The organism is Brevundimonas sp., from assembly GCF_041648115.1.
Taxonomy (GTDB): domain Bacteria; phylum Pseudomonadota; class Alphaproteobacteria; order Caulobacterales; family Caulobacteraceae; genus Brevundimonas.
In genome coordinates this window covers 63,933-79,412 of record NZ_JBAZPR010000014.1, presented here as the reverse complement: position 1 = coordinate 79,412, position 15,480 = coordinate 63,933, and the positions used below count along the sequence as shown (strand labels likewise).

Genomic DNA, 15,480 nt, shown 5'->3' with positions numbered 1-15,480 from the left:
CCACGTCAGATTAGTGAAGCGACAATTAGATCAGGGCCGGATCAGGGTGACGGTGTCGCCTGCTGGATCGACGGGGACTTGCGTCACGGCCGGGGCGCTGCGCGGCAGGCCCCGCGCCTTGTTTGTCACATAGACGGCATTGGTGCGCCCCCAGAACTGCAGCCCCGGTTTCTCGGCCACGACCGGTCCGGCCAGATAGAACTGCCCCTGATACCAGTCGGCGCTGTCGCCGTTCTCCTGGGACACATAGTCGGCGCCGACCGATCCGCCCCAGCGCAAAGGCACCTTCTTGGTGATGATGTTGATGACCCCACCCAGAGCATCCGGCTCCGGCCTCGGCCTGGCGATCGTTCACACCCTGGCCGAAGCCCAGGGCGCGCAGTTCAGAGTGTATAATCGCAGCGCAGAACGAACCGGTCTTATTGGGAGGATCGCCTTCCAGCTTGCCACGTAGCCCTATCGCGTTGGGCGACCTAATTGCCGGAGCAAATAGTTGCGTACCGACAAGGCGGCGCGCTGCCGAATGAGCGACCCATGACGGAAGCGGCGCTGCTGGTCAGGCGATGTACGAACTGGCTACGGCCTCAGAACCGTATGATGCTTCTCGGATGCAAGAAGGCGCGCAAGCGTCTGTTCAGCGTTCTTCTTGCCACGCTGAACGCGCGCCAGTCCGACCCTCGCAACAATCGTCCGGCTGCCTAATAAGCGGCTAGAAATCGCGGCTTATCGGCCTTTGCCTTCAGTCCGGCGAAAGTCGCTGCTTGCGTTGGTCGATTTGACGTTCTGCCTCTACCGCCCATGCCTTGGCATCGTCGAACCGTAGGAAGGTCTCGCTCGCAACGTGTCCCTTACGCCGTACTTGGGCGCGCCACCGACCAGACCTTTGCTTGCGGATCGAAGCCATGTTTTGGGTGCAAAAAGGGTGCAGTGAGCTGTCGTAAAAGGGCGAAAACCGTCAAAAAAGCGCGTAAAAGCGTCGGCGAACACCGTCCGACAACCCTCTGAACTTACAGGAAAAATGTCGTTAAATCAAGCGCGTAGGCTGTCCGTGGCCCCCATGATGGACTGGACCGACCGGCATTGCCGGGCGTTTCACCGTGCGCTGACGACGCGGGCCCTGCTCTATACCGAGATGGTGACGGCGCCGGCGGTGTTGCATGGGGATCGCGAGCGGCTGTTGGGGTTCGATGCGCTGGAGCATCCGGTGGCGCTGCAGCTGGGCGGGTCGGATCCGTCGCAGTTGGCAGAGGCCGCCAGGATCGGTCAGGCGTTCGGCTATGACGAGATCAATCTGAACGTCGGCTGTCCGTCGGACCGGGTCCAGTCGGGCAGGTTCGGGGCCTGTCTGATGCGCGAGCCGGAGCTGGTGGCGGACTGTATGGCGGCGATCGCCGAGGCCGTGACCGTGCCCGCCACCGTCAAATGCCGCATTGGCGTGGACGATCAGGATCCGGCGATCAGCCTGTTCGCCACGGTGGACGCCTGCGCCGCCGTCGGGATCGAGGTCTTCGTCGTCCATGCGCGCAAGGCCTGGCTGAAGGGTCTGTCGCCCAAGGAGAACCGCGACGTGCCGCCGCTGGATTACACCCTGGTGCGCAGGCTCAAGCGCGAGCGGCCCCATCTGAACATCTCGATCAACGGCGGCATCGCCTCGATGGACGAGGCCGAGGCCCATCTGGACGACACCGACGGGGTCAAGCTGGATGGGGTCATGCTGGGCCGCGCCGCCTATCATGAACCGGCCATCCTGGGTCAGGCGGACCGTCGTCTGTATGGCGAGCCGGTCGCCGACACCGACGCCTTCGCCGCTCTGGACCGCTATCGCCCCTATATGGCCGCGCGGCTGGCCGAGGGCGTCGCCCTGCCCGCCATGGCGCGGCACATGCTGGGCCTGATGCACGGCCGCCCCGGCGCACGGGCGTTCCGCCGCACTCTGACGGTCGAGGCGATCCAGCCCGGCGCCGGGCTGGAGGTGCTTGACCGCGCCGTCGAGGCGGTGCGCGAGGCCGAGGCGCGTCGCGACGAGGCGGCGTAAATCAGTCTAAAGGCCAGCGCGAACATCAAGTCTTTCGTCTGACGCAGCCACTAGCTTGCCGCACAAGCGCGCAAGCTGGGGATGGATAGATCATAACAAACAACGCGTTAACTTAGAAACAAATCGTAACGCACAGCGCGCTGGACGATTTGGCCGCTTTCTCGCCACAAGTTAACGCGACAAGGGGAGCGCCGGCGGCGTTGGGAGCCGGTGTCTCCTGAGCGAAACTCATGATCGGCGCTTCCGCTGCTATCGCCATGCTTTGGGCCGCCGTATCGTCTGTGACGAGCGGGCCTGTCCCCTACAATGATGTCGTAGCGGCGGATGAAGTCAGGGTTGAAACCCCTGCCGCCACCGTCGGTTCCGCCGAAATCGAAACCGCGCTGAACGCCGAACAGACCGAGCTGATGGCCTCGGACCCGGACTGGCGCGCATCGGCGCGCCTCTATCACGCAGGCGGCGGCGGCGCGACGGGCAACGATTCCCTGGGTTGCCGTCCGATCGCCATGCGCACCGTCGCGGTCGATCCCCGCGTGATCCCGCGCCGCACCAAGCTGTTCATCCGCGAGACGGTCGGCCTGCGTATGGCCGACGGCACGATCCACGACGGCTACTGGTATGCGTCGGACACCGGCGGCGCCATCAAGGGCCAGAAGGTCGATCTCTATACCGGCAACGGCCGTGGCTCGATGAATCAGGCGCAGCGTCTGAACATGCGCACCCTGACCATCGTCGACGCCGGCGATTTCGACGGCTGCCCCCCGGCCTGGACCACCGCCTCCAACTAAGTCCATGCGGAAATGAAAACGCCGGCTGACCGCGAAGGTCAGCCGGCGTTTCCGTGTCTGCGTCTAGCTGCGATCAGTCCAACTCGGACACTTCCAGCGTCGATTGCACCATCGAGTCGTTGTAGGTGCCGACCCAGATGTCGTAGCGGCCGCTCTGCGGATTGGTGATCGTAACCTTGGGATCCAGGTCGCCGCCGCTGTCGTCGTCGCAATAGAAGCGGCCGTTCGGCGTATTGATCAGCAGGGTGGTGTCCTCCTCCGCCCGCACGCGGAACGTCAAATCGGAATCCCCCGGCTCGAAGAAGATTTGAATGTCCGGCGCCGCGCTGACCGAGCCTTCGCAGCCCGACTTGGCAGCCGAGGCCGGCGATGAACCGCCGGCCAGGATCGACTTGATCCAGGGATCGGGCGTGAAGCCTCCGCGCAGATTGGCCGTGCCGTAGTTGGGCTCCAGGCTGATGTCCGGGCCGCTGCCCGAATCGTCGCCATCCATACCGACGCGCTCTGTGACCGATAAGGTCGAATCGACCATGCTGTCGCCATAGGTTCCGACCCAGATATCGTAACGGCCGCTTTGGGGACCGTCGATCGTGACCTCGGGGTCCAGATCGCCGCCGCTGTCGTCGTCGCAATACCAGTCGCCGCCCGGCGTGTTGACCAGCAGCGTCGTATCCTCCGACGCCACGGCCTTGAACGTCAGGTCCAGCGCGCCCGCCTCATAAGTGACCTGAAAATCGGGCGCGGCGCTGACATTGCCCTCGCAACCGGATTTGGCGCGAGAGGCCGGGATCGAACCGCCGGCGCGTATGGCCTTGGTGTAGGGATCGGGCTCGAACCCGACCGAAAGGTCGACCGTGCCGTAGTTGGGATCCAGGTTGAAGTCGGGCCTAGCTTCGCCCTTCTGCGCCAGGCCGACGCCCGGTGCGAACAGGACCGAGGCGGCGGCGACGATGGCGATGGATTTCATGAACGCTCCCTCTAGCAGCGGCGAGGCGCCGCAGAGGCAGACTAGTCGGTTTCAAAAAACCGCGCAGCTTGAAATGCGGATCAGAAGCGACGCTTGCCCGACACCGTCTCGAAGAACAGGCGGAAGTCGCCCATCAGGCTCCACAGCGGATATTGGAACGTCGCGGGCCGGTTCTTCTCGAAGAAGAAATGCCCCACCCAGGCAAAGCCGTATCCGAGCAGTGGCATGGCCAGCAGCCACCAGGGGTTCCACGTCACGAGGAAGACTCCGAACGCCAGGATCACCAGACCGGTGCCCACGACGTGGATACGCCGGCACGTCCGGTTCGAATGCTCGTGGATGTAATAGGGATAGAAGGCCTCGAACGAGGCGTATCGTCCCTCGGGTGCGGACGGCGTGCTCATGGCCGAAGGGTGCGCCAGCACGGCGCCGGAGGCAAGTCCGGGATCAGAAAGGGCGCCGCCCGGTCACGGTCTCGAAGAACAGACGAAAATCCCCCATCAGGCTCCAGACGAAATGGCGCAGGCCTAACGGACGGTTCTTCTCGAACACGAAATGCCCGATCCAGGCGCTCGCGGCGACTGCCGGAAAGATGACGAGCCACCATGGGTTCAGGGTCAGCAGGCTGATCGGAACCGCCAGGATCATCAGACCCGTCCCGATCATATGGATGCGTCGCGAGACCCGGTTTTGATGCTGACTGATATAGAAGGGATAGAAGGCCTCGAACGAGGCGTATCCCTGCTCTGGCATGCTCATGGATGAAGGGTGCGCCAGCACGGCGTGGGTGGCAAGGGCACACCCATCCGCTCATCCCCGCGAAAACGGGAACCCAGTGTTTTGGGCGCTTCGACGCAAACGCTACGAGGCGGCGCCTATCCCGGACACCTTCCCCCGCAAAAGAACTGGGTCCCCGCTTTCGCGGGGATGAGCGGGGGTTTTCCGGTCAGCCCTTCGGCTTGCCCTTGAAGCCGTCCTTCTTGAAGTTCGGCTTGCCCTGGAAGGCCTTCTTGGCAAACGGCTTGTCGGCAGCCGCGTTCGAACGCGGGTTTCCGCCGCCGTCCGCCTTGGGCGCCCAGGGCTTCTTGAAGGCCGGGCGGGCGTCGCCCGCGCCGCCGTCGGCGCGCTTGTAGGGGGTCTTCTTGAAGGGGCGGTCGCCCTCGTCGCGGTTGGGCTTGCCGGCGAAGCGGCCGGCCTTCATCGAGCCCGGCGTCGGAGCTTCCGACGGCGTGATCTTCACCTCGTCCCTGGACGCGGCGACGGCTTCGCGGAAGGCCTTCTCGTGGGTCTTGGCGACCTCGAACCGGGTCTCGTCGGGGAAGGTGCGGATGGCGCCGATCTGGGGCTTGGTGATGCCGCCGATGCGGCAGATCAACGGGATCAGCCATTTCGGGTCGGCATTCTTGTTGCGGCCGACATCCAGGCGGAACCAGACCACGTCGTCAGAGCCCAGGCGGTCGCCCGGCCAGGGTTGGGCCGCGGTGCCGTCGTCGTTGCGCACGGTGCGTTCGCGCTTGGCGGGACCGCGATCCGAACCGGGATCGGACAGTTCTTCCGGCGCCGGCTGTTCCTTGCGCAGCAGGCGCACCAGGGCGGCGGCGATCTCGTCGGGCGTGCGCTCGGCGATCATCCGCTTGGCGACGATCATGTCCTCGTCGGAGACCTCGGCCTCGAAGAACTCGGGCGACAGCAGGCGGCCTTCGTCGGCCTTGCGGATTTCGTCGAAGGTCGGCGCGCCGGTCCAGACGGCGTCGACGCCGGCCTCGTCCATCAGACGCTCGGCCTTGCGACGGCGCGAGTGCGGGACCAGCATCACGGACACGCCCTTCTTGCCCGCCCGGCCCGTCCGGCCCGAACGGTGCAGCAGGCCGGCGCGGTTCATCGGCAGTTCGGCGTGGATGACCAGACCCAGGTCCGGCAGGTCCAGACCGCGCGCGGCGACATCGGTGGCGACGCAGACGCGGGCGCGGCCGTCACGCAGCGACTGAAGCGCGTCGGTCCGCTCGCGCTGGCCCATCTCGCCCGACAGGCTGACGGTCGAGAAGCCGCGCTCCAGCAGCGACGACTGGAGGTGACGCACGCTGTCGCGCGTCGAGCAGAAGACCATGGCGCGCGGCGCCTCGAACCAGCGCAGGGTGTTGACCACCGCGTGCTCGATCTCGTTCGGCGCGATGCGATAGGCGCGGTATTCGATGTCGGCGTGCTGGCGCGTCTTGTCCGTCGCGTCGATGCGCACCGCGTCCTTCTGATAGCGTTTGGCCAAGGTCGCGATCTCGCGCGCGATGGTCGCCGAGAACAGCAGGGTGCGGCGTTCGGCCGGCGCCTGGTCCAGGATGTGCTCCAGATCCTCGCGGAAGCCCATGTCCAGCATCTCGTCGGCCTCGTCCAGGACGGCGACCTTCAGCTCGGACAGGTCCAGGTTGCCCCGGTCGATGTGATCCTTCAGGCGGCCGGGCGTGCCGACGACGATGTGGACGCCGAAGCTGAGGGCGCGCGCTTCACGACGCGCATCCATGCCGCCGACGCAGGTGGCGATCTTGGCGCCGGAGTCGGCGTACAGCCATTCCAGCTCGGCTGCGACCTGCATGGCCAGTTCCCGCGTGGGGGCGATGGCCAGGCACAGCGGCGCGCCGCCGGGGGCGAAGATCGGCTTGTCGCCCAACAGGGTCGGCGCGGCGGCCAGACCAAAGGCGACGGTCTTGCCCGAACCCGTCTGGGCCGAGACCAGCAGGTCGCGTCCCGCATATTCGGCTTCCAGGACCGCGGCCTGAACCGGGGTGGGTTCGGCATAGCCCTTGTTGATCAGGGCGCGGTCGAGCGCGGGATGGACGGCGGGAAAGGGCATAGGAAACCTGGGCAAACGGACAAGGGCGGTCGTTGAAACGACCGCGCCCGGCCGAGGTCAGACCTCAGGCCGGGCGAATGATGGCGCTCTATACACGAATAAGGGCGCAAGCGGGGCGAAGAATCGCCGTTCACCCTGTTCCTTCAGGCCGCGTTGACCTGAAAGACGCACTGTGGCGACCGAACGAACCTCGCCCAAAGCGCAATCGGAAGCATAACGCCATGCAGGCCCTTTCCATCGCCGCCGCCGGAATGACGACCGCCCAGAACCGCTTCGAAAGCAGCGCGCGCCGCACGGCCGCCGCGCCGCTGGACAACCTCGCCGAGGAAACCGTCGAACGCGTCCAGGCCAAGACCGCCTTCAGCGCCAACGCCGCCGTGGTCCGCACCGCCGACGAAATGACCGGAACCCTGCTGGACATCCTGGCCTGAGGCTTGGACCTTCAGACTGCAGCCTTCTCCGGCAGGTTGAAGAAGCCCACGAACCGCTCGAAAACGGCCCTGTCGCCGATGATCGTCATCATCCCGTCCGCCTCGAACGCAGCCGGCGGAACCTTGCCATAGACGCAGGCGGCGACCAGCGGCGGCTGGGTCGTCAGCACGATCTCGGCGGCTTCGGTCGTGTCGCGGCGCGTCGTGATGATCCCGTTTTCGATGCGAACGACGAAGGGCTCGTCGCCGAAGACGAAGCCCAGGGTCATCGTCGCATCGCTGGCCAGGGCCGGATCGAACATCGTCTCGAACGACTGCATGATCGACACCGCGCTGAGCGGCAGGGTCGGGTCGTGCAGCGGCGAGCGCGCCGCCCAACCGCCCAACACCATGAAGACCGGCTTGATCTCGTAGCCCCAGTCCGTCAGCTCATAGACCTGGACCGAGGCGGGCGGCGGAAGCTTCCTGCGCCGCAGGATGCCCGACGCCTCCAGCCCCTCCAGCCGCTATCATAATCATCGGAGTCACGTTTCGCAAACAAACAAGGAAGAGGAAACGCCATGCCCCAGCTGATTTTCATCAACCTGCCCGTTACCGACCTGCCCAAGTCCATCGCCTTCTATGAAGCCGTCGGCGCGACCCGGAACCCCATGTTCAGCGACGACACGGCCGCCTGCATGGTCGTGTCGGACGTCATTCACGTCATGCTGCTGACCCACGACAAATGGCGCACCTTCACCGACCGCCAGATCCCCGACGCCCACGTCTCTGCCCAGATGTCGCTGTGCTTCTCGTGCGACAGCCGCGCAGCCGTGGATGACGTGGTGCAGAGGGCGGGCGCCACCGGCGGCCTGATGGACCCCAATCCGATCCAGGATCACGGCTTCATGTACGGTCGCGGCTATGCCGACCCCGACGGCCATGTCTGGGAACCGATGTGGATGGACCCGGCCGCCGTCGCCGCCGGCCCCGAGGCCTTCGCCGCTGACGCCACGGCAGCGTGATGGCCGACCCCCGCGAACTCAGCATCAGCCGCCTGATCCAGGCCTCGCCTGAAACCGTCTGGAAGATCTACACCCAGCGCACCGGCGAATGGTTCTGCCCTCGCCCCTGGACCACCCCGGTCGTCGATTGGGACCTGCGCGTCGGTGGACGGGCCAATATCGAACTGGCCTCTCCCGAGGGCGAGCGGCATCCCCATTCCGGCGTCTTCCTGGAGGTCGTGCCGGGCCGCAAGCTGGTCTCGACCGGCGCCTTCACCGAGGGCTGGGTTCCCCAGTCCGGCGACTTGGACTTCGTCCGAATCGACACCTTCGAACCCGAGGCCGGCGGCACGCGTTACACCTCCATCGCCCGCCACTGGGACGAGAAGACCGCCGAGAAACACAAGGCCATGGGCTTCGAACAGGGCTGGGGCGCTGTCGCCGATCAGCTCGCCGCCCTTGCAGAGGGAGACACCCAGTGAAGATCACCCCCAACCTGATGTTCCACGATCAGGCGCGCGAGGCCTTCGGCTTCTATGCCGAGGTGCTGGGCGCCGACCAACTGAACCTGATCACCTTCGCCGACATGCCCGATGCGCCGGTCGGCCCCGAGTGGAAGGACAAGATCGCCCACGCCTGGATGCAGGTCGGCGACCAGGCGATCATGGGCTCCGACAGCCCGCCCGGCGTCTGCGCCGACACCGGCGAGCACAAGGCCGAAGAAATGCGGACACCGCCCGCTCGAACCTCCGTCGCCCTGCATTTCGACAAGGCGGATCGTGCACGCCATATCTTCGACCGGCTCAGCGAGAACGGCCTGATCCAACTGCCCTTCGCCGCCACCTCCTGGTCACCCGGCTTCGGCATGGTGCGCGACCGGTTCGGCAAGGACTGGATGATCAACACCTTCCCACCCCAGGCGCACCCGTGATGGCCGACAAGATCGTTCCCTGCCTGTGGTTCGACGGCGACGCCGAGGCGGCGACCGCCTTCTATGTCTCCCTCCTGCCCGACAGCCGCGTGACCGCCGTCAATCGCTCGCCCGTCGATACGCCATCCGGTCCGGCCGGGTCGGTCCTTACGGTCCAGTTCGTCCTGGCCGGCCATGACTATGTAGCCCTGAACGGCGGCCCGAACTTCCGCTTCACCGAGGCCGTCTCCTTCATGGTCATGACCGAGGATCAGGCCGAGACGGACCGGCTGTGGGACGCCCTGATCGCCGACGGCGGCAGCGAGAACGCCTGCGGCTGGCTGAAGGACCGCTGGGGCCTGTCGTGGCAGATCACGCCGCGCCGCCTGATGGAGCTGACCACCGACGCAAATCCCGCCCGCGCGGCCGCCGCCATGACGGCGATGATGAGCATGATAAAGATCGACATCGCGGCGCTGGACCGCGCCGTCGCCGACCTCTGAACCCAAACCAAGGAGACGACCGATGACCTATGTGACCGGCTTCCTGACCCCCGTGAAATCCGAGGACAAGGCGCGCTACGTCAAGTCCGCCGAGGCCGCCTGGCCGCTGTTCCAGAAATACGGCGCCCTTTCCCAGGTCGACACCTGGGGCGAGGACGTGCCCGACGGCAAGCTGACCAGTTTCCCCATGGCGGTGAAGCTGGAGGATGGCGAGGTCGTGGTCTTCTCCTGGGTGACCTGGCCCGACCGCGCCACCGCCGACGCCTGTTTCGGCAAGATGCAGGACGACCCCGGCTTCGCTGACATGGACATGCCGTTCGACGGCAAGCGCATGATGTGGGGCGGTTTCGACGTCATCTTCGACGGCAAGACCTGACCTTCAAGGTTAGGACTTGAAACATACCTAGGAGAAATATTAGTAACTACCAGGGATTGCCGCCCTTACCGAACCGCGTGATGCAGAGACCACCGACTGTACTTGAGTGAGGTTCAGCAGCCTCGCATGTCGCTCACACATCGAGGGCTGAGATTTCATGGCATGGCAAATCGAGGAAACGCCAGCCATTTCGAAAATGGATTCTCAGCCTTCGTGATGAAATCGGCCGCGCCATAATCTTGCAACGCATCAGCCGCTTGGCGGCGGCGCAGATCGGCGACGTCAAACCTGTAGGAGAAGGCGTTTCCGAACTGCGTATCAATCACGGACCCGGATATCGGGTGTATTCGTGGAAGCACGGTCGTCGTGTTATTGTGTGGTAGCGACAAGAGTTCCCAAGCGCGGGATATCATCCGCGCCAAGTCTTTCGCGAAGGACTTTTGACTTGGACACCCGGCCCTTTGATCCCGCCGACTATCTGACCTCCGAAGAGGGTATCGCCGCCTATCTTTTGGATGCTCGTAGTTTCGGCGCCCAAGCCTATTCCGAGGCCGTCGAGGTTGTCGCTCGCGCACGTGACCGTATGCGAGGGGCGCGAATCGTGCGACGTTCTTCTTCTGTTCGCAAGGAGGCGACAATGGGAAAGAACACCGGAAACGACTACCGCATCGGTGCGGTCAAAGGCCGAACGCAGTTCCAGCACGAGAACGGCGACTGGCAGAAACGCGACGAAGGCTCCGGCCGTTTCATGGAGCGCAAGTCCAGCGACGGCGCCTTCAAAGGCGTAGCCAAGGAGCCTGACGGCCGCGACGGCAAGGACTGATCTCCTAGCGGCAGAACCGCGTGTCCGTCGCCTCCAGGTGCAGGTGGTCGTGGTGGACGGCGTTGTAGTCGGGGCTCAGCGTCGTGCCGAAGATGCGGCAGGCGTCGTCGCGGATGCGGCGCAGGAAGCGCGCCTCGGCCGTGTCGCCGCTCCAGTCCCTGGTCACCGTGATGCGCCGCCCGTCCCTCAGCCGCACCCCGGCGAAGTCCAGCGCCGCCGCCTGGGAATGGGCGCTGATCCGGTTCGACCCAACCCCGTTGTTCACGTTGCGACAGGCGTAGGCGCCCATGTGGTCGATCTGGACCACGTCCGAGCCCAGGATCTCGCGCGCCGCCGGCTCCAGCGATTGCCTGCGCCAGATGCTCAGGGCCAGCGCCGTCTGGCACGTCATCTCCACATCGCCCGGCGCCAACCGCGCCACCGTTCCCAGATCGGCCCCCAGCACCCCGCCCTGGCTCAGGCCGCAGGTCGCGGTGTTCTGGCGATCCGGCACGGGGCTGAACCGCACGCGCGCGGCGTTCAGCTCGGCTAAACACCGCCCCAGGTCCCGCCCCTCGCGCACCACCGCGCCTTGCGTCCCCCCATCGATGGCCCGGTCCACCAGCCCCCCGACCAGGGGCGCCTCGGTGCGCGACGGATAGGGTGACGACGGCCGCAACGGCTCGGGCGGCCGCCGCACGCAACCGCTCAGGATCAGCAGGACGCTGAAGGCGATCAGTATGGAGGAGACGCGGGATACGGCTGACATCGCCGGGACGCTATTGTGATTCCCTCAAAGCCCGCGGTCACGAGGCGGAGAGCCGCCTATCGCCGATCTTCGGACGCGCCCTTCGCCCGGCATCGATCCGAGCAGAACCGCACTTGATCCCAGTCCCGCGCCCACTTCTTGCGCCACGCGAACGGCAGGCCGCAGGCGGTGCAGACCTTTTGTGGCAGGTCGGCCTTAGTGGGGGCTTTGCCCAGGTTAACGTGCTTTCGGCCCATCTCGCCGCGTTTTAGAGGTGGTTCGCCGACAGAGCGTCGCTCCAGCGGTCGTTCAGATAATCGATCACCAGACGGCGATGGCATTGGTGCGGCGTGGGCTCCGAACACAGCAGGCAGGCGCCCTCGAACATCTGCGGCTTGAGGCGGGCCTCGATCTTCCGCTCCTTCATCAGATCCAGAAAGCGGGTTTCATAGACGGCCCAATCGCCCTTCTCTTTTTTGAAAGCTTTCAGCATCCCGTCCGTGGGCGCCAGCAGCGGTTGGTGCGCATATTGAATGCCGCCCAGCTTCTTGAGGAAATAAGCCAGGTCGTCGGCCTTGGCGAAGCCTGCCAGTTGTGAGGTGTTGTGCAGGCGAACATCGACGACCTTGGTCACGCCGGACTTGAGCAACCGCTCGAAGAACCCTTCGGCATTGGTCTTGGTGAAGCCGATGGTGGCGACGGTCATCTTAGACATGCTCAGCTCGCAGCCAGCGCAGGATCAGGGTGTTGCTCGGCGTAGGCGACCCGCCTGGCGCGGTCGCGATAGGCATCGCTCAGCAACTGCGCCTCCCCGGCGAACATGTCGGTGTTGAACTTGTTGGCCATCGCCATCAACCGCGCCTCGATATCGTCTTGGGTCGGTCGTTCGCCTTCATCGACGATATGTTCGACCGCGACGCCGGCCTGTTTCAGCGCCCGGCCGACCAACAGGCAACGATGACAGTCCAAAGGGTTGCGCTCGGAACACATCATCGCGATCCGATGGGTCCGCGCACCCTGTTTCAGGCGGTCCAGCCCTCTCTGAAACGAAGGCGACCGGGCCATTTTCTCATAGTCCGCGACCCCGTCTGTGTAGGATTCGGCCTCGCTGGGACGCCCCCCCAACTCATCGCCAAGAAAGACATACGCGATGCCGTCATTTGTCAGCGCCGTTTTGAGAACGTCTCGATTGAACTGAGGAAAATGCCGCGAAAACGGGGTTGTCCGAACGTCGGCGACCGCGGTGGCGCCAGCCTGCGTCAGGCGCGCAAGGAACTGGTCATAGGCCAGGGTTGAATGACCGATGCTCAGGATCACAGGCGCGGTATCGGAACCAATCGTCACACCCCACTCTATCAATTTTGCGGCAGGATGACAGTCGCGATCAGCTTGTAAGCGAAACCATCCCAAGGATCACCGAGACTGATGCAAAGGTAGGCGGGTCCGATCTTATAGCGACCGTCGGGACCGAAGAAGTATCGCCTGTGTAGTTGAGGGTCAGTGATGCCGAGGACGTACTGAACCCCGGCGTGAACGAACGCTCCTCTTAGCTTTCGCTTTGATCCGTAGCGATTGGTTTCCAGCTCTAGCCTGACTTCCAGTTGATCGACCTTGATTAACCGCAGAGAGCCCTCGTTCGGCATGGCGAGGTTTTCGCGCACACGATCATTCTTGCCGTAGGTGCTGGAACTTCCATTTCTCCAAAGCGGGCGACCGCTATCATCTTGGCATCTCTGGATGTCGCGCTCCACAGCCCTCCGACTGAACACCCAATGCCGATGAGGGTCGATCAGGTGATTTTCGGACTGGAAAGGGTGCCGCGACGTTCGCAGCAGCGGAATTTCCAGTATGTCGCCAACACGGGGATCAGTCCCATCGGCATACATCCGTTCCTGCTCGGAAATTTCCCCGTGCTCTCTCGCACTGACAGGTCTGATCCATTGCAATGTGCCGTCTTGGCAGACCTCTACTCCTGCAAGGCAGCGCCCGCTGGTCTTGTATGAGTTCGCCAGACAAAGAATGGTCTTGGTGTAGCCAGGCATCCCGCTCTCCAAGTTGGAAAGCGAGATACAATCATTAGACGATTCTTATCAATCAGAGATTGATACCTAGCTGTCCAGGAAGGACCGGAGTTTGCGAGACCGGCTGGGGTGCTTCAGCTTGCGAAGCGCCTTGGCCTCGATCTGACGGATCCGTTCGCGGGTGACGCTGAACTGCTGGCCGACTTCTTCCAGCGTGTGGTCGGTGTTCATGCCGATGCCGAAACGCATCCGCAGGACCCGCTCCTCGCGCGGCGTCAGCGACGCCAGCACGCGGGTGGTGGTCTCGCGCAGGTTCGACTGGATGGCGGCGTCGATGGGCAGGACGGCGTTCTTGTCCTCGATGAAGTCGCCCAGGTGGCTGTCTTCCTCGTCCCCGATGGGGGTTTCCAGCGAGATCGGCTCCTTGGCGATCTTCAGGACCTTGCGCACCTTCTCCAGCGGCATGGCCAGCTTTTCGGCCAGTTCTTCCGGGGTCGGCTCGCGGCCGATCTCGTGCAGCATCTGGCGGCTGGTGCGGACGATCTTGTTGATCGTCTCGATCATATGCACCGGGATGCGGATGGTGCGCGCCTGGTCCGCGATGGAGCGCGTGATCGCCTGACGGATCCACCAGGTGGCGTAGGTCGAGAACTTGTAGCCGCGGCGGTACTCGAACTTGTCGACCGCCTTCATCAGGCCGATGTTGCCTTCCTGGATCAGGTCCAGGAACTGCAGGCCGCGGTTGGTGTATTTCTTGGCGATGGAGATCACGAGGCGCAGGTTGGCCTCGACCATTTCCTTCTTGGCCTGGCGGGCTTCGCGTTCGCCCTTCTGCACCGTCTGGACGATACGGCGGTAGTCGTCGATCGGCAGGCCGGCTTCCAGCGCCACGGCGGCGACGTCGCCGCGGATGGTCGCGATCTGCGCCGCTTCATTGTCGCTGAACTTGGTCCAGCGCACACCCTGTTCCTTGATCCGGTCGGTCCAGGTCGGGTCCAGTTCGGCGCCGAAATAGGCCTTCAGGAACTCGGGCCGCGAGATGCCGTAGCTGTCGGCGAGACGCAGCAGGCGACCTTCCAGACCGATCAGGCGCTTGTTGATCGCGTAAAGCTGCTCGACCAGGGCCTCGATACGGTTGTTGTTCAGCTTCATCGTCTTCAGACGGTCCGAAATGGACAGCGTCAGGGCACGATAGGCCTTCTCGTCCTTGGCGCTCAGCACCTCGCCCTTCAGGCGGGTCTGGACCAGCTTGTCCTGAAGCCCCCGGAACGCGCCGAAGTCGGCGGCGATCAGGTTCAGGACATCCATCACCCCATCGCGGAGCTCGGCTTCCAGCGCCGAGATCGACATGCCGCCGCCGTCGTCGAAGTCATCGTCATCATCGTCGTCGTCGGATTCGGGCTTGGCTTCGGCCGCCGGTTTTTCTTCGGTTTCTTCTTCCGCCTCAGCCTCGGGCTGAACGGCGCCCGGCAGGGACGACGGGTTCAGCACGCCATAGGTGGCGTCGAGGTCGATGACCTCGCGCAGCAGGATGCGGTTGTTCTCCAGCTCGTCGCGCCACACCATGATGGCCTCGAAGGTCAGGGCGCTTTCGCACAGACCCGAGATCATGGCGTCGCGGCCGGCCTCGATCCGCTTGGCGATGGCGATCTCGCCCTCGCGGCTCAGCAGTTCGACCGAACCCATTTCGCGCAGGTACATCCGCACGGGGTCGTCAGTGCGGTCATAGGCGGCCTTGGCGGGCGCTTCGGCGACGGCGGTGCCGGCGGCGGCGGCGACGTCGGTGGACTGCTGCTCCTGCGCGTCCTCCTCGGCCTCGACGACGTTGACGCCCATCTCGGAGAGCATGGCCAGGGTGTCTTCAATGGCGTCAGGCGTGACTTCTTCCGACGGCAGAACCTTGTTCAGCTCCTCCATCGTCACATAGCCACGGGCCTTGGCCTGTTTGATGAACTTCTTGACGCCGGCGTCGGTCAGATCGAGCAGGGGCCCATCGGTCGAAGCCTCGGTTTCCTGCGTCTCGGTCTGTGCGTTCATAGTCAGTCTGTCTCCAGCCGGAGGGGGTGATCAA

General features: G+C 64.4%; 22 protein-coding genes. 10 read left to right on the top strand and 12 right to left on the bottom strand.

Annotated features, from left to right (window positions below; all coding sequences use genetic code 11):
• Positions 1-30: 30 nt before the first annotated feature.
• Positions 31-279 carry a hypothetical protein gene (locus WC597_RS13665; protein ID WP_372694059.1) on the bottom strand — a complete coding sequence of 83 codons (249 nt, stop codon included), beginning with the start codon at positions 277-279 and terminating at the stop codon, positions 31-33.
• Between the two features lie 739 nt (positions 280-1,018).
• Between WC597_RS13665 and dusA the strand changes: the two genes are divergently transcribed.
• Positions 1,019-2,035 (top strand): tRNA dihydrouridine(20/20a) synthase DusA, encoded by a 1,017-nt coding sequence (gene dusA / locus WC597_RS13660; RefSeq protein WP_372694057.1) that lies wholly within the window; start codon positions 1,019-1,021, stop codon positions 2,033-2,035.
• Between the two features lie 230 nt (positions 2,036-2,265).
• Entirely contained in the window at positions 2,266-2,823 is a 558-nt protein-coding gene (locus WC597_RS13655) for a 3D domain-containing protein (protein ID WP_372694055.1), read from the top strand.
• A gap of 73 nt (positions 2,824-2,896) precedes the next feature.
• On the opposite strand, the gene WC597_RS13650 is transcribed toward WC597_RS13655, so the two are convergent.
• From WC597_RS13650 to WC597_RS13635, 4 genes are all read right to left on the bottom strand, one after another.
• Positions 2,897-3,790, bottom strand: coding sequence for a hypothetical protein (locus tag WC597_RS13650; protein ID WP_372694053.1), 894 nt, complete (start codon positions 3,788-3,790; stop codon positions 2,897-2,899).
• Between the two features lie 80 nt (positions 3,791-3,870).
• Positions 3,871-4,194, bottom strand: a complete 324-nt coding sequence (locus tag WC597_RS13645; RefSeq protein WP_372694051.1) for an Mpo1-like protein — start codon at positions 4,192-4,194, stop codon at positions 3,871-3,873.
• 43 nt (positions 4,195-4,237) lie between these two features.
• Positions 4,238-4,549 carry an Mpo1-like protein gene (locus WC597_RS13640; protein WP_372694049.1) on the bottom strand — a complete coding sequence of 104 codons (312 nt, stop codon included), beginning with the start codon at positions 4,547-4,549 and terminating at the stop codon, positions 4,238-4,240.
• Positions 4,550-4,736: 187 nt separating this feature from the next.
• Positions 4,737-6,635, bottom strand: coding sequence for a DEAD/DEAH box helicase (locus WC597_RS13635; protein WP_372694047.1), 1,899 nt, complete (start codon positions 6,633-6,635; stop codon positions 4,737-4,739).
• 221 nt (positions 6,636-6,856) lie between these two features.
• Here WC597_RS13635 and WC597_RS13630 point away from each other — a divergent pair, with 221 nt between their 5' ends.
• Positions 6,857-7,066 (top strand): flagellar basal body rod C-terminal domain-containing protein, encoded by a 210-nt coding sequence (locus WC597_RS13630; RefSeq protein WP_372694045.1) that lies wholly within the window; start codon positions 6,857-6,859, stop codon positions 7,064-7,066.
• Between the two features lie 11 nt (positions 7,067-7,077).
• On the opposite strand, the gene WC597_RS13625 is transcribed toward WC597_RS13630, so the two are convergent.
• Positions 7,078-7,458 (bottom strand): alkyl sulfatase C-terminal domain-containing protein, encoded by a 381-nt coding sequence (locus WC597_RS13625; protein ID WP_372694043.1) that lies wholly within the window; start codon positions 7,456-7,458, stop codon positions 7,078-7,080.
• A gap of 168 nt (positions 7,459-7,626) precedes the next feature.
• Here WC597_RS13625 and WC597_RS13620 point away from each other — a divergent pair, with 168 nt between their 5' ends.
• From WC597_RS13620 to WC597_RS13590, 7 genes are all read left to right on the top strand, one after another.
• Positions 7,627-8,070, top strand: a complete 444-nt coding sequence (locus tag WC597_RS13620; RefSeq protein ID WP_372694041.1) for a VOC family protein — start codon at positions 7,627-7,629, stop codon at positions 8,068-8,070.
• Complete coding sequence (locus WC597_RS13615) at positions 8,070-8,531, top strand: SRPBCC family protein (protein ID WP_372694039.1); 462 nt, start codon at positions 8,070-8,072, stop codon at positions 8,529-8,531. Before WC597_RS13620 ends, WC597_RS13615 begins: the two co-directional genes overlap by 1 nt.
• The gene (locus tag WC597_RS13610; RefSeq protein WP_372694037.1) at positions 8,528-8,980 is read left to right on the top strand and encodes a VOC family protein; all 453 of its coding nucleotides are present in this window, start codon (positions 8,528-8,530) and stop codon (positions 8,978-8,980) included. Before WC597_RS13615 ends, WC597_RS13610 begins: the two co-directional genes overlap by 4 nt.
• Positions 8,980-9,462: a VOC family protein gene (locus WC597_RS13605; protein ID WP_372694035.1), complete on the top strand. Its 483-nt coding sequence runs from the start codon at positions 8,980-8,982 to the stop codon at positions 9,460-9,462. Before WC597_RS13610 ends, WC597_RS13605 begins: the two co-directional genes overlap by 1 nt.
• A 22-nt stretch (positions 9,463-9,484) precedes the next feature.
• Positions 9,485-9,838 (top strand): DUF1428 domain-containing protein, encoded by a 354-nt coding sequence (locus WC597_RS13600; protein WP_372694033.1) that lies wholly within the window; start codon positions 9,485-9,487, stop codon positions 9,836-9,838.
• 152 nt (positions 9,839-9,990) lie between these two features.
• Positions 9,991-10,221 (top strand): type II toxin-antitoxin system RelE/ParE family toxin, encoded by a 231-nt coding sequence (locus tag WC597_RS13595; RefSeq protein WP_372694108.1) that lies wholly within the window; start codon positions 9,991-9,993, stop codon positions 10,219-10,221.
• Between the two features lie 62 nt (positions 10,222-10,283).
• Positions 10,284-10,661: a hypothetical protein gene (locus WC597_RS13590; protein WP_372694031.1), complete on the top strand. Its 378-nt coding sequence runs from the start codon at positions 10,284-10,286 to the stop codon at positions 10,659-10,661.
• Positions 10,662-10,665: 4 nt separating this feature from the next.
• Here WC597_RS13590 and WC597_RS13585 read toward each other — a convergent pair whose 3' ends face one another.
• The 6 genes from WC597_RS13585 to rpoD form a co-directional block, all read right to left on the bottom strand.
• Entirely contained in the window at positions 10,666-11,409 is a 744-nt protein-coding gene (locus WC597_RS13585; RefSeq protein ID WP_372694029.1) for an extensin family protein, read from the bottom strand.
• Between the two features lie 56 nt (positions 11,410-11,465).
• Positions 11,466-11,645 (bottom strand): DUF2256 domain-containing protein, encoded by a 180-nt coding sequence (locus WC597_RS13580; RefSeq protein ID WP_372694027.1) that lies wholly within the window; start codon positions 11,643-11,645, stop codon positions 11,466-11,468.
• A gap of 11 nt (positions 11,646-11,656) precedes the next feature.
• A complete protein-coding gene (locus WC597_RS13575) occupies positions 11,657-12,103 on the bottom strand; it encodes a DUF488 family protein (protein ID WP_372694025.1) in 447 nt (148 codons plus the stop codon).
• 2 nt (positions 12,104-12,105) lie between these two features.
• Complete coding sequence (locus WC597_RS13570; RefSeq protein ID WP_372694023.1) at positions 12,106-12,732, bottom strand: DUF488 family protein; 627 nt, start codon at positions 12,730-12,732, stop codon at positions 12,106-12,108.
• Between the two features lie 11 nt (positions 12,733-12,743).
• Positions 12,744-13,430 carry a hypothetical protein gene (locus WC597_RS13565; RefSeq protein WP_372694021.1) on the bottom strand — a complete coding sequence of 229 codons (687 nt, stop codon included), beginning with the start codon at positions 13,428-13,430 and terminating at the stop codon, positions 12,744-12,746.
• 66 nt (positions 13,431-13,496) lie between these two features.
• On the bottom strand, positions 13,497-15,446 hold the full coding sequence (gene rpoD / locus WC597_RS13560) for an RNA polymerase sigma factor RpoD (RefSeq protein WP_372694019.1): 1,950 nt from the start codon (positions 15,444-15,446) through the stop codon (positions 13,497-13,499).
• Between the last annotated feature and the right edge of the window lie 34 nt (positions 15,447-15,480).

Bases quoted from the DNA above. Each gene is read 5' to 3' on its own strand.
- dusA (WP_372694057.1), top strand. From the start codon at position 1,019: ATGTCGTTAAATCAAGCGCGTAGGCTGTCCGTGGCCCCCATGATGGAC.
- WC597_RS13655 (WP_372694055.1), top strand. From the start codon at position 2,266: ATGATCGGCGCTTCCGCTGCTATCGCCATGCTTTGGGCCGCCGTATCG.
- WC597_RS13650 (WP_372694053.1), bottom strand. From the start codon at position 3,790: ATGAAATCCATCGCCATCGTCGCCGCCGCCTCGGTCCTGTTCGCACCG.
- WC597_RS13645 (WP_372694051.1), bottom strand. From the start codon at position 4,194: ATGAGCACGCCGTCCGCACCCGAGGGACGATACGCCTCGTTCGAGGCC.
- WC597_RS13640 (WP_372694049.1), bottom strand. From the start codon at position 4,549: ATGAGCATGCCAGAGCAGGGATACGCCTCGTTCGAGGCCTTCTATCCC.
- WC597_RS13635 (WP_372694047.1), bottom strand. From the start codon at position 6,635: ATGCCCTTTCCCGCCGTCCATCCCGCGCTCGACCGCGCCCTGATCAAC.
- WC597_RS13630 (WP_372694045.1), top strand. From the start codon at position 6,857: ATGCAGGCCCTTTCCATCGCCGCCGCCGGAATGACGACCGCCCAGAAC.
- WC597_RS13625 (WP_372694043.1), bottom strand. From the start codon at position 7,458: ATGGTGTTGGGCGGTTGGGCGGCGCGCTCGCCGCTGCACGACCCGACC.
- WC597_RS13620 (WP_372694041.1), top strand. From the start codon at position 7,627: ATGCCCCAGCTGATTTTCATCAACCTGCCCGTTACCGACCTGCCCAAG.
- WC597_RS13615 (WP_372694039.1), top strand. From the start codon at position 8,070: ATGGCCGACCCCCGCGAACTCAGCATCAGCCGCCTGATCCAGGCCTCG.
- WC597_RS13605 (WP_372694035.1), top strand. From the start codon at position 8,980: ATGGCCGACAAGATCGTTCCCTGCCTGTGGTTCGACGGCGACGCCGAG.
- WC597_RS13600 (WP_372694033.1), top strand. From the start codon at position 9,485: ATGACCTATGTGACCGGCTTCCTGACCCCCGTGAAATCCGAGGACAAG.
- WC597_RS13585 (WP_372694029.1), bottom strand. From the start codon at position 11,409: ATGTCAGCCGTATCCCGCGTCTCCTCCATACTGATCGCCTTCAGCGTC.
- WC597_RS13580 (WP_372694027.1), bottom strand. From the start codon at position 11,645: ATGGGCCGAAAGCACGTTAACCTGGGCAAAGCCCCCACTAAGGCCGAC.
- WC597_RS13575 (WP_372694025.1), bottom strand. From the start codon at position 12,103: ATGTCTAAGATGACCGTCGCCACCATCGGCTTCACCAAGACCAATGCC.
- WC597_RS13565 (WP_372694021.1), bottom strand. From the start codon at position 13,430: ATGCCTGGCTACACCAAGACCATTCTTTGTCTGGCGAACTCATACAAG.
- rpoD (WP_372694019.1), bottom strand. From the start codon at position 15,446: ATGAACGCACAGACCGAGACGCAGGAAACCGAGGCTTCGACCGATGGG.